Genomic DNA, 12,299 nt, shown 5'->3' on the forward strand with positions numbered 1-12,299 from the left:
GTTGGGAATGATGGGGCTTGGGTGGGCGAAAGGGAGAATTGTCGGGCTGGAAAAAATGATCTGTTAACACTATATTTAGTGTTTGCAGGCAGGCTCGACCCTAGATAGTGTGAACCTCCCTCTTCCGAGGGAATCGACAAAGTTTCAGTTTTGAGGGACCCGCGGGTCGGCCTGCAGCCTGGGTGAGCGCCTGGAAGGGCGTTTGCTTGTCTGCACGGTGCTGCCCGCGACGAGGAGAATGCCGGCGTCGCCTGCGATGCCGGCAAACGGCGGACTGTGCTTTTCGCCTGGCGGGGCAGCAATCCCTGGGGAAAAGCGCTATATGTAGACAAAAGGGACCGGACCAATGCGCATCGAGCGTCGCTTCACCAAGCCAGACCAAGCAGGTCAAGAAGGGGCAGCTTACGCGGAGATCGAATTCCGCAAGGCCCTGTCGGAGATCAAGAATCCCGACGGCTCGGTGGTGTTTCGCCTCGATAACATCGATGTGCCGGCGCAGTTCAGTCAGGTCGCGGCCGACATCCTGGCCCAAAAATATTTCCGCAAGGCCGGCGTCCCGGCGCGCCTGAAGAAGGTCGAGGAGAACGACGTCCCCTCCTTCCTGTGGCGTTCGGTTGCCGACGAGGCCGAACTCGCCAAGCTCCCCGAGGCCGAGCGCTATGGTTCGGAAACCGATGCTCGCCAGGTCTTCGACCGGCTGTCCGGCACCTGGACCTATTGGGGCTGGAAGGGCGGCTACTTCAAGTCCGAAGAAGATGCCCGCGCTTTCCGCGACGAGCTTGCCTATATGCTGGCCACTCAGCGCGTGGCGCCGAACTCGCCGCAATGGTTCAACACCGGCCTGCACTGGGCCTATGGCATCGACGGGCCGAGCCAGGGTCACTTCTATGTCGACCCCTTCACCGGCAAGCTGACCAAGTCGAAGTCGGCTTACGAGCATCCGCAGCCGCATGCCTGCTTCATCCAGAGCGTTCAGGACGACCTCGTCAACGAGGGCGGCATCATGGATCTGTGGGTGCGTGAGGCGCGCCTGTTCAAATACGGCTCCGGCACCGGCTCGAACTTCTCGATGCTGCGCGGCGAAGGCGAGAAGCTGTCCGGCGGCGGCCGCTCGTCCGGCCTGATGAGCTTCCTCAAGATCGGCGATCGCGCGGCGGGCGCCATCAAGTCGGGCGGCACGACGCGCCGCGCCGCCAAGATGGTCATCGTCGACGCCGACCATCCCGACATCGAGGACTTCATCGACTGGAAGGTCAATGAGGAGCAGAAGGTCGCCTCGCTGGTGACCGGCTCGAAGATCGTCAAGAAGCACCTCGAAGCGATCATGAAGGCCTGCGTCAATTGCGAAGGCAATGGCGACGACTGCTTCGACCCGGCCCTCAACACCGCGCTGAAGCGCGAGATCAAGGCGGCCAAGAAGGACGCCGTGCCGGAGAACTACATCTATCGCGTCATCCAGTTCGCCCGCCAGGGCTACACCTCGATGTCGTTCAAGACCTACGACACCGACTGGGACTCTGACGCCTATCTCACCGTTTCCGGCCAGAACTCCAACAACTCGGTGTCGCTGAAGGACAATTTCCTGCGCGCCGTCGAGGCCGACGGCGACTGGCAGCTCACCGCCCGCAAGGACGGCAAGGTGCTGAAGACGCTGAAGGCGCGGGATCTCTGGGAAAAGATCGGTTATGCCGCGTGGGCGTCCGCCGATCCCGGCCTGCATTTCAACACGACCATGAACGACTGGCACACCTGCGCCTCCGCCGGTGCGATCCGGGCCTCCAACCCGTGCTCGGAATACATGTTCCTCGACGACACGGCCTGCAACCTCGCCTCGATCAACCTCCTGCCCTACCGCAAGGAAGACGGCACGATCGACATCGCCGCTTACGAGCACACCGTTCGGCTGTGGACCGTCGTGCTCGAGATCTCGGTGATGATGGCGCAGTTCCCGTCCAAGGAGATCGCCAAGCTCTCCTACGACTACCGCACGCTCGGCCTCGGCTACGCCAACATCGGCGGCCTGTTGATGACGTCCGGCATTCCCTACGACTCCGACGAGGGCCGCGCGATCTGCGCCGCGCTCACCGCCATCATGACCGGCATCGCCTATGCGACCTCGGCCGAAATGGCTTCCGAGCTCGGCGCCTTCCCGGACTATGACCGTAACGCCCAGAACATGCTGCGCGTCATGCGCAACCACCGCCGCGCCGCCTATGGCGACAAGGACGGCTACGAGAAGCTCGCCGTCAACCCGGTGCCGCTGGTCGCCTCCGACCTGAAGCAGCAGGCGCTGGCCGAGCATGCCCGCGCCGCCTGGGATCGCGCCATCGAGCTCGGCGAGGAGCATGGCTATCGCAACGCGCAGGCGACCGTCATCGCGCCGACCGGCACGATCGGCCTGGTCATGGACTGCGACACCACCGGCATCGAGCCCGACTTCGCGCTGGTGAAGTTCAAGAAGCTCGCCGGCGGCGGCTACTTCAAGATCATCAACCGCGCGGTGCCGGAAGCGCTGCGCACGCTCGGCTACTCCGAAAGCCAGATTGCCGAGATCGAGGCCTATGCCGTCGGCCATGGCAACCTCAACCAGGCGCCCGGCATCAACCCGTCTTCGCTGAAGGCCAAGGGCTTCACCGATGACAAGATCGCGGCGCTGAATGCGGCGCTGAAGTCGGCCTTCGACATCAAGTTCGTGTTCAACCAGTGGACGCTCGGCGCCGATTGGGTGAAAGAGACGCTCGGCTTCACCGACGAGCAGCTTTCCGACTTCTCCTTCGAGATGCTGCCGGCGCTGGGCTTCTCCAAGAAGGACATCGACGCCGCCAACATCCATGTCTGCGGTGCGATGACGCTCGAAGGGGCACCGTTCCTCAAGGCCGAGCACCTGCCGGTGTTCGACTGCGCCAGCCCCTGCGGCAAGATCGGCAAGCGCTCGCTGTCGATCCAGAGCCACATCCTGATGATGGCGGCGGCGCAGCCCTTCATCTCGGGCGCCATTTCCAAGACCATCAACATGCCGAACGAGGCGACGGTCGAGGACGCCAAGAACGCCTACATTTTGTCCTGGAAGCTGGCGCTGAAGGCCAACGCGCTCTATCGCGACGGCTCGAAGCTGTCGCAGCCGCTCAATGCCTCGCTGCTCGCCGACGGCGAGGAGGACGAGGACGAGGCGGTCGAGCAGCTGATTGCGGCGCCCGCCGCGCAGCGCGCCGTGCAGGTGACGGAAAAGATCGTCGAGCGCGTCATCGAGCGTCTCTACCGCGACCGCGAGAAGCTGCCGAACCGCCGCAAGGGCTACACGCAGAAGGCGGTCGTCGGCGGCCACAAGGTGTATCTCAGGACCGGCGAGTTCGACGACGGCCGCCTCGGCGAGATCTTCATCGACATGCACAAGGAAGGTGCCGCCTTCCGCGCCATGATGAACAACTTCGCCATCGCCATCTCGCTCGGCCTGCAATATGGCGTGCCGCTCGACGAATATGTCGAGGCCTTCACCTTCACCAAGTTCGAGCCGGCCGGCATGGTGCAGGGCAATGACGCGATCAAGAACGCGACGTCGATCCTCGACTACGTGTTCCGCGAGCTTGCCGTGTCCTATCTCGGCCGCCACGACCTCGCCCATGTCGACCAGTCGGACTTCGACAAGACGGCGCTCGGCCGCGGCATCACCGAAGGCAAGGCGACGCCCTTCTCCAAAGGCCTCTATCGCGGTGCCTCGCCGGTGAAGCTGGTGTCGGCTGCCGGTTCGGACCCCAAGGGCTTTGGCGGCTCAGCCCCGACCACGGCCCCTGCCCGTGCAGCGCCCACCGCCTTCGCCGGCTCCAACGTGCTGGCGTTGAAGCCGGCAAGCGACGAGGCCCTTGCCTACAAGCGCGACTATGAGGAGCGCGCCAGGGAACTGGCCGAGGAGATGGTGGAAGAGGAAGCCGAAGCCGCCGGCGGCGCCGAAGCGCTCTTCACCGACGCCGCGGCGAATGAAGCGGCCGAGGCAAAGAAGCTCGCCGCCACTCGTCGCCAGCAGTCGCTGCTCCAGGGCTACACCGGCAACGAATGCTCGGAGTGCCACAACTTCACCATGGTGCGGAACGGCACCTGCGAGAAGTGCGACACGTGCGGTGCGACGAGCGGGTGCAGCTGAGGCCCGATGCCGCCAAGGCTGACAGTCGGCGAAGTTATTCGCAAGCTGGTGGCCGATGGCTGATCTGGTTGCAACCAAAGGCAGCCATCGCCAATATAGATCAAAGCCGGCCGCGTCACCGTGGCCGGCCGCACTGGCCTAATTGTCCAAGAGCTTCTATGATCGACCACATCACCATCGAAGTGTGCGACCTCGAACAGAGCAAGCTCTTCTACGAAAAGGCTTTTGCGCCCTTGGGCTACAGCCTCTCCTTCGGCAAGGAGGGCGTGTTCTGGGCCTTCGATGTCGGCAATGGCTGCCTGTTCGAGATCCAGAGCACCGGCGAGAAGCCGCCGCTCACCCATCTGCATGTCGCGTTCCGGGTGAAGAGCAAGGCGGAGGTCGATGCGTTCTATAGGGCGGCGCTGGAGGCAGGTGCCGCAGACAATGGCGCGCCCGGGCCGCGTCCGGACTACGCGGCGAACTACTACGCCTGCTTCGTGCTTGATCCCGACGGTTACAACATCGAGGCGATGATCAACGAGGCGTGACGGGCGATGCCCTTCGGCTTCGTCATTCTAGGGCGGAGCAAGGAGCGAAGCGACGCAGCGCAGACCCTAGAATCCATGCCGTTACATCAAGGCGCTGCGGCGTTTCAGAATTCTGCACGCTGCGCCCTACGGCAATGGTCACGGCATGGGTCCTCGGGTCAAGCCCGAGGACGACGAAAGCCCGATGGACGGCCTCTCCTCCGCTCTTGTGGGGAGAAGGGAGCGCCGCCCGTCAATCCTTGAACGTGATCCCGTATTTCGCCGCCTGTTCCTTCGGCATGTCGGCCAGCGCTTGGCGCACCGTGTAGCCGCCATAGACGTCGCCGCCGTTGCGGATCATCCAGTCCTCGACATCGGCCTCGTCAACCGTCATGCGGTCGCCCATCTTGTATTGGTTGCCGTTGACCGGCTTGTCGGCCAGCAATCCGACGAAGCGGCCGTCGCTGAAAGCCACAAGCTGCATCCAGATATGCTCGGTGGCGCCGTTCTGGGTCAGCGGGAACTTGACCGTATAGGTGCCAGGCGTGCGGGCGGCCATCAACTCATGGAAGCGGGGTAGCGTCGAGTGGCCCTTGGCCTTAGCGCCCTGCATCGCCTCGTCGGTGGTTGAATAGGCGACCACATTGGCGTTGGGCGTATTGCTGCGCAGGTGCGAATTGAAAAATCCGTAGCCGACGGCGGCCACCACAGCGGCAGTGACAATCAGTTTGCGCATAGACCCCTCCAAGACGCGATCACGAACACGTTACCGGAAGGCCGTTGCCGCGCCGCTAAGGGAGACGGTGAGTCGATGGTTAGAGAAATCCTGAAATTACCGTCGATCGCCGCCCCGCGCCGGGTGAAGCATACGGCCTCAATTCGCGTCGGCTACCACCTCGCCGCCGCCCAGCCACCTGCGCCACTGCCGCTCGTCGCCGTGGAAGACATTGAGGTCGATGCGGCCGCTCACGCCATGCGACAGGCCGGAGCCCGAATATTGCCAGAACAGCCAGTTGCGGCCCGGATAGACCTTTGACGGATGGGCGGCCACCGCGCGCAGCCAGAACGGATAGTCGAGAAATGCACCACGCAGATTGTCGCGATAAAAATCCGGCGACGTGTAGATGATGGGCCGCTGGCCGTAGTGGCGCTCCAGCTTGTCCATGAACACCTGCATCTTCTCCAGCACCTTCTGGCGCGAAGGCCGGCGCTTGCAGGAGGACTCGCCGTTCCACTCGACATCGATGACCGGCGGCAGCGCGCCCTGGACTCGCGGCACGTTGCGGATGAACCAGTCGGCCTGCTCGCCGGCGGTGCGGCACCAGTAGAAGAAATGATAGGCGCCGCGCTTCAGCCCGGCGGCATCGGCGCCGCGCCAGTTTTTCATGAACATCGGATCGAGATGGTCGCCGCCGTCGGTCGCCTTGATGTAGGCGAAGTTGGCGCCCTGGGCGCGCAGCTTTTGCCAGTTGATATTGCCCTGCCAGCGCGACACGTCGACGCCATGGACGGCAAGGTGCCTGGGCGAGGCGCGGCCGAAATTGATCGGCTTGGCATCGCGAAAGGCATAGCGGGTAACAGGGCCAGCCAGCATCGCGGGCGCTGCGCGGGACAGCCGCTTCGGCGGCGAGACGAGTGCTGCGGCCTCGACCGGAGGCTCGACCGTATCCGGCAGGTCCGGCGCCGGGAATGCCACCGTCTCTTCCTCGGCCAAGCCAAAGGGACGCGAATTCTCGACGTCAAGACGCGAGTTCTCGCCCCCTGGACGCGCGTTGTCCTCGTCAACACGAGCATTCTGGTCGCCAGGCAGCGACGCCGGCGGCCTGATGCGCGCGGCGCCCGCCATGGAAACGGTCTCCACCGTCATCGCAGCGTCGGCGGTCTTCACTGCCTTCGTTACCGGCGCGCTCGGCCGCACGACCGAACTGGTCGTCTCGTTCGACGGCATCTGCAAGGCATCAACGCCCGAGGTAGACGAGCAGCCGGCAAGGCAAAGCCCTGCAAGCACGAAACTGACGACGCCAAAAATCCGCATCTTGACCTGTACGCAAAACAAAACAGACCGAGGGCCGAAACAGCGCCGCCGGAAGCCCCATTCCTAATGAGAAATTACCAACAAAGTTTGAATCAAAATTTACCTTTGGTTCGGCGGGGCGATTCGCCAGGCAAGCCGACAATAAAAGCTCCGCCTTTGTTTCCACGCAATTTCCGAACGGCACACCGCTTCTCGGTTTTCCTCGAATTGCTCAGCGCCTGAACACGCCGATCATCGGCCCGAGATTCCAGAAATCGTCGTTGCGGCCAATAGCCGGCGCATAGAGGCTGGAGATCGACCCGTCGAGGAAGAGCGCGTTGGGACAGTCGAGCTCGTCGCGGAACAGGCGCGCGAATTCGTGGAAAGTCACCACGTCGTTCGAGATGGCGAAGACGACGACGCCGTCGCCACGCACGCCGACGCCATCGCGGATTTTTCGCGAAGGGCTGTCGGCCTGGAATTTCGGATGCAGCTTTCCGTCGATCACCAGCATCGGCCCGGACTGGGTGGCATAGTCCACCTTCGGGGAACGCTTCAGATAATCCTTCGTCGCGCGAACGCCGGCCTTGCCGTCGCTAAGATAGAAGACGCCGTTGGGCTGCATCGAGAAATTGCCGGAGCCGGCCCCGGTCTTCGCCGACGCGATCTGCTGCCCGCGCTCGACATAGAGACCGACAGGCGCGAGATTGGGATGGTACATGCCGGCATTGATGCCGAAGAGCATGGTGCGTCCGGCCGCCTGCTGCGCGCTTCGAAGATTGTGCAGCGACTGGTAGAGCTTGCCGTCGGGATCCTTCCAGAACAGCTCGATCGAGTAATGCTTCGGGTCCGTCTCGCAGACGAGATAGGTCGCGGTCTCGAAGGTGTGATTGCGGCACGGCGGCAGCGCTGCGACCCATTGGCTGAGCCCCAGGCCCGCACCGACTACTGCCGGCACCGCCGATTTCACCAGCGCTGCCAGCAACGGCAGCGATTGCAGCAGCGTTGCAATGTCCATAGCGCACCCGAAGCAAGGTTCAGGTGCCGGTATAGCGGATTCGGTGAAAGCCTCTAGCTCAGCCAGCCGACGGCGACGCCGATCAGCAGCACGACGCCGAGCAGGCCGCGATAGATGACGAAGGGCCAGGCGGAAAAGCGCTCGAGCACGCGCATCAGTCCCCATATGGCGAAGAAGGCGGAAATCGAAGCGACGACGAGGCCGACCGCCAGGACCGACCAGCCATAAGCGCCGAGGTGAATCTTGTGCAGTTCCCAAAGCTCCTTCAGGCCTGCCAACGCGATGGCCGGCAGGCCGAGCAGGAAGGAAAGCCGCGCCGCCTCCGGGCGGGCATAGCCAAGACCCAGCGCCGCCGTCAGCGTCGATCCCGAGCGCGACACGCCGGGAATGAGCGCGCCGACCTGGGCCACGCCGACGAGCAAGGCGTCGAGCACGGACACCTTGTCCAGGGTCAGCCTGTGGCGGGCATAGATTTCCGACAGCGCAAGCAGCACGGCCATGGCGATGCAGGCCCAGCCGATCACGGCCAGCCCGCGCAACGGCGAGTTGCAGGCATTGAGCACGCTGGATAGCGCGAGGCCGGCGATGACGATCGGAACGGTGGCAAGCACGATGCCGATCGCCAGGCGGAAATAGCGGTTGGCATAGTCGCGGCGCGTGAGCGCCGCCAGCGACCCCACCGCGACTTCCCTGACGTCGCTCCAGAAATAGCTGATCACCGCGGCAAGGGCCGCGAGTTGCATAGCCGCAGAAAAGGCCGAGCCCGGGTCCTGCCAGCCAAGCACGGCGGGCACGACGCGCATATGCGCCGTCGAAGAGATCGGCAGCAGTTCGGTGATGCCTTGCACGATGCCGAGAAACGCCACCTTGGCGTAGCCCAGGCTGACAAAGCCGGTGTCCAATCCCTGCGTGCAGACGTCCGTCATCCCTGTCCTTTCCCCGGCGAAAAATGAATTGTTATGCGCAAAGCCCCTCAAGGGCAGGCTTAGCCTCATGGTACGGCGAAGCCAATTCACGGATTTGTAAGGTGCCGCTTATCCTGCTTGACAACAGGCGCTTCCATATTATCATGCGCTAATCTTACACTGTAAGGCAGATCGGAGGAGGACTAGCATGTCGACTGCCGCCCTCTCGGAACTGCAGCCGGTCGTCCCGCCGGTGTCGCACCATCCGGAAATCGGGATCGAGGAGGTCTCGCGTGATTTGAGCCGCGCCATCGAGCGCGCAGAGGTCAATGCCTGGCTCGATCTCTACGATGCCGCGCCCACGGAATTCGCCGCGCGGCACGGCTTGTCGCTCGCCCGCGACGGCGACCTCGTCTGGACCACCTGCACGACGATCCCGTTCATCCATTTCAACTGCGTGAAGAACATCGGCGTCGACGGCCCGGCCACGGAAGATCAGCTCGATTCGCTGCTGGCGCATTACCGCGCTGCCGGCATCTTGCGGCCGTGGTTCTGCACAAGCCCGCACACCGAGCCTTCCCGGCTGCGCTGCTGGCTGGAAGCGCGCGGGCTCCAGCATCAGAGCGGCTGGGAACGAATTTTTCGCGATGCAACGCCGCTGCCTGCCGAGCCGCTGTTCCCGGCAGACGATCTGTCGGTCGAAGAGGTTACGTCCAAGACCGCTCCCGAATGGGCCTCCTTCATCGATGCGAAGTACAGGCTGCCCACCTCGCCCTGGCTCATGGCGCTGGTCGGCCGCGAGGGTTGGCGTCACTACATGCTGAAACGCGATGGCGCCGTGGCTGCCGTGCGTTCAATGTTCATCTCGGATGGCGCCGCCTGGAGCGGGATCGACGCCCCGGTGCCTGGCATCATGGCGCCGAGCTTCGACCTCGACGCCATGCTTGGCGAAAGGCTGGTCCGCGACGGCATAGCCGCCGGCGCAAGACTGTTCGTCGCCGACATCGAGGCGCCGCGCCCCGAACGCGACGGTCCGGCCTACCGCAACTACGCCCGGCTCGGCTACAAAATCGCCTATCTCCGCAGTCATTACAGCTATTTGCCGGCGTATTCGAGCTGATCGGAAAGACCTAAAGCGCGTCAGTTCGGCGCGACGCGCTTTAGCGGTACAGCCATTGCTTCAGGCAGCTTCTGGCCACGATATGCGCCGGCGGCAGCACCGGCTGGTCGAAGCGGGAATCGTCGGCAGCCCTGTCGCGAGCCTTTTCCAAGAGCAGGCGAAGCTCGGCCGGGCGCACGCGGTCTCGCTCCATCACGAGTTGGATCATCGGGTCGTTCAAAAGCTCGTCCAGGGGGTTGCTGCTCTCGCTCATCCGTCGCCTCCTCGATGCCTTCCCGCGTGGCGCTTTAGATAGGCAGCCAATGATGGCCCGCCAATGACGCTTTGCCGGCTATCTCGTGAATCGAAGATGAAATTTTTGTGCAGGCATTCTTCCTTCTCCCATTGTTGTGGGAGAACGGAAAACTCTATGCCGGCGGTGCCCCCTCATATTGCGGCAGGCCGTCATCCAGCCGCACCCAAGGCTGCTTCGAAGCGGTCCAGAAATGCATGTCGGGCTTGAACGCGGACGGATCATCGAGCGAGCCGGATGTGACGCCGAGAATGCCCCTGGAGTCACGTCGCGAAAACATCGTCGTGCCGCAAGCCGGGCAGAAGCCACGCTTGAGGTCCGGCGAGGAATTGACCGTCGCCACCGGCCCCTCGATCGTGACATCATCGATGCGAAACAGGAGCCGCGCATTGAAGGCGGCGCCGATCGCCTTCTGGCACAGCCGGCAATGGCAGACGCGCTCGTTGATTGGTTCGGCCTCGGCGCGATAGCGCACTGCGCCGCACAGGCATCCGCCCTGGTATTTCGCCATTTCCAAGTACCCGATTGACAGGAAGGCCGGCACGGTAGCGGCGAACATCGCAGCGTCAATTAAAAAGCATTGATAGGACGCGATCGCTCACGGTGATGCAGGGCCGACACGGCAACCGATAGGGAATGGCGTCAGTGGCGGCGCGCCTGGACGAGATAGGCGTCGATCTCGGTTTCGCCGAGCCATTTGGCGGCTTCCAGCCGGTGCAGCCCCTCGATCAGGACATGGCGCTTGCCGTCGTGGCGCACCTGGATCGGGGTCTTCATGCCGTTCTCGAGGATATCCTCGGCAAGATGGCGCACCGTCTCCGGATGCAGCGTCTTGCGCCTCGCCATCGGCACATAGATGTCGTCGACCTTGACCCTTTGCACGCGCAGCATCTTGGCTCCCGGCGTTCAAACATCGCCTGAAGATCAAATAAGCCGTTTGCCGGATAAGGCCAAGCGCCTGCTGGCCCGATCGTTTCCATTTGACGCTTGGCCGTCCTACGGTCTCAATGGCGACCTCTTGGTTTCGGTTTTTCCATGACGCAACGGCCCGCCGACTTTCCCGATTTCGGACTGACGCCCGAGCAGCGCCGGGAGGCGGTGCGCGGGCATTATTACGAGTGGCCCGGCATGGATGGCTCGAGCGGCGAGATCTGGTGCTACAGCGACCGCTTTTCCTATCGTCCGGGCGAGACGGTGACGATTTTCGTCAGCTCGACGGCCCCGCAATTCAGGATTGTCATCGTCCGCGACGGCGGCGATGAAACCAAGGTCTTCGATGGGTCGGGACTGTCGGCGCGCTGGCAGGAAACGCCCGAGCAATGTTCGGTCGACGGCTGCGGCTGGGAAGCCTCGTTCGAATTCCGCATCGGCGATGACTGGCCGTCGGGAGCTTACCGTGTCAGGCTTTCGGCTGAAGGGCCGGACGGCACGCCGATCGAGAGCCACCACCTCTTCATCGTCGCGCCCCTGCCCGGCCGCAAGCCTGGTCGCCTGCTGCAGATCGCCGCGACCGGCACCTGGCTCGCCTATAACACCTGGGGCGGCTCCAACCACTATCAGGGCATCACCGGCCCGAACCGCGACCGATATGCCACGATGGTCTCCACGCAACGCCCTTGGTGCCGCGGCTTCGTCGTGCTGCCCAAGGATGCACCGCGCGTGCCGCTGGAAGTCGCGATGCCGCCGAAGACCGTGCCGCGTTATCCGCATATGGAATGGGCCTTTGCCACGGGACATTCGAAGAAATACGCGTCTTCCGGCTGGGCCAGCTACGACAGCCATTTCTTCGGCTTTGCCGAACGCGCCGGATATCAGGTCGACCTCGCCAGCCAGCACGAGCTGCACTTCTCGCCGGAAATCCTCGACGGCTATGATTGCGTCGTCTTCGTCGGCCACGACGAATACTGGACCTGGGAGATGCGCGACGCGGTGGACGCTTATGTCGAGCGCGGCGGCCACGCGGCGCGCTTCGCCGGCAATTTCATGTGGCAGACCAGGCTGGAGGACGAGGGCCGACGCCAGGTTTGCTACAAATACCGGGCGCGGGCCGAAGACCCGGCCTATCGCGGCGGCGACATCACCCGCGCCACCAATTCCTGGGAAGCGCCGGAGATCGGCCGTCCGGGCAGCGCTACCTTCGGCCTCAACGCGACGCGTGGCGTCTATGCCGGCTGGGGCGGCTGCGCGCCGCGCGGTGTGCGCGGCTTCCCGGTCTACCGCCCCGAGCACTGGGCCTTCGCCGGCACCGGCATCTATTATGGCGACCTGCTTGGCGCCGATAGCCATGTCTATGGCTATGAGGT

General features: G+C 63.6%; 11 protein-coding genes. 4 read left to right on the plus strand and 7 right to left on the minus strand.

Annotated features, from left to right (window positions below; genetic code table 11):
- Nucleotides 1-346: 346 nt before the first annotated feature.
- Both EOA75_RS19105 and EOA75_RS19110 read left to right on the plus strand, forming a co-directional pair.
- Nucleotides 347-4,138, plus strand: coding sequence for a vitamin B12-dependent ribonucleotide reductase (locus EOA75_RS19105; protein ID WP_127324900.1), 3,792 nt, complete (start codon nucleotides 347-349; stop codon nucleotides 4,136-4,138).
- Between the two features lie 158 nt (nucleotides 4,139-4,296).
- Complete coding sequence (locus tag EOA75_RS19110; protein WP_067328377.1) at nucleotides 4,297-4,668, plus strand: VOC family protein; 372 nt, start codon at nucleotides 4,297-4,299, stop codon at nucleotides 4,666-4,668.
- Between the two features lie 232 nt (nucleotides 4,669-4,900).
- Here EOA75_RS19110 and EOA75_RS19120 read toward each other — a convergent pair whose 3' ends face one another.
- The 4 genes from EOA75_RS19120 to EOA75_RS19135 form a co-directional block, all read right to left on the minus strand.
- Nucleotides 4,901-5,383 carry a DUF2314 domain-containing protein gene (locus EOA75_RS19120; RefSeq protein ID WP_127217052.1) on the minus strand — a complete coding sequence of 161 codons (483 nt, stop codon included), beginning with the start codon at nucleotides 5,381-5,383 and terminating at the stop codon, nucleotides 4,901-4,903.
- A gap of 138 nt (nucleotides 5,384-5,521) precedes the next feature.
- Nucleotides 5,522-6,682, minus strand: coding sequence for a GH25 family lysozyme (locus tag EOA75_RS19125; RefSeq protein ID WP_127217051.1), 1,161 nt, complete (start codon nucleotides 6,680-6,682; stop codon nucleotides 5,522-5,524).
- Between the two features lie 211 nt (nucleotides 6,683-6,893).
- Entirely contained in the window at nucleotides 6,894-7,679 is a 786-nt protein-coding gene (locus tag EOA75_RS19130; RefSeq protein ID WP_095800824.1) for a phosphodiester glycosidase family protein, read from the minus strand.
- A gap of 53 nt (nucleotides 7,680-7,732) precedes the next feature.
- Nucleotides 7,733-8,605, minus strand: coding sequence for an undecaprenyl-diphosphate phosphatase (locus EOA75_RS19135; RefSeq protein ID WP_066995237.1), 873 nt, complete (start codon nucleotides 8,603-8,605; stop codon nucleotides 7,733-7,735).
- 187 nt (nucleotides 8,606-8,792) lie between these two features.
- Here EOA75_RS19135 and EOA75_RS19140 point away from each other — a divergent pair, with 187 nt between their 5' ends.
- Nucleotides 8,793-9,704 (plus strand): hypothetical protein, encoded by a 912-nt coding sequence (locus tag EOA75_RS19140; protein WP_127324901.1) that lies wholly within the window; start codon nucleotides 8,793-8,795, stop codon nucleotides 9,702-9,704.
- 40 nt (nucleotides 9,705-9,744) lie between these two features.
- Here EOA75_RS19140 and EOA75_RS19145 read toward each other — a convergent pair whose 3' ends face one another.
- The 3 genes from EOA75_RS19145 to EOA75_RS19155 all read right to left on the minus strand — a co-directional run bounded on the left by EOA75_RS19145 (nucleotide 9,745) and on the right by EOA75_RS19155 (nucleotide 10,887).
- Entirely contained in the window at nucleotides 9,745-9,957 is a 213-nt protein-coding gene (locus EOA75_RS19145; RefSeq protein WP_067328366.1) for a hypothetical protein, read from the minus strand.
- Between the two features lie 154 nt (nucleotides 9,958-10,111).
- Nucleotides 10,112-10,507, minus strand: coding sequence for a GFA family protein (locus EOA75_RS19150; RefSeq protein ID WP_067328478.1), 396 nt, complete (start codon nucleotides 10,505-10,507; stop codon nucleotides 10,112-10,114).
- A 131-nt stretch (nucleotides 10,508-10,638) separates the two neighbouring features.
- Nucleotides 10,639-10,887 (minus strand): ParB N-terminal domain-containing protein, encoded by a 249-nt coding sequence (locus EOA75_RS19155; protein ID WP_095800826.1) that lies wholly within the window; start codon nucleotides 10,885-10,887, stop codon nucleotides 10,639-10,641.
- Between the two features lie 144 nt (nucleotides 10,888-11,031).
- Here EOA75_RS19155 and EOA75_RS19160 point away from each other — a divergent pair.
- Nucleotides 11,032-12,299: N,N-dimethylformamidase beta subunit family domain-containing protein (locus EOA75_RS19160; RefSeq protein WP_127324902.1), on the plus strand; the 1,268-nt coding region annotated here is incomplete at its 3' end.

It is taken from the genome of Mesorhizobium sp. M1A.F.Ca.IN.022.07.1.1, from assembly GCF_003997575.1.
Classification (GTDB): Bacteria; Pseudomonadota; Alphaproteobacteria; order Rhizobiales; family Rhizobiaceae; genus Mesorhizobium.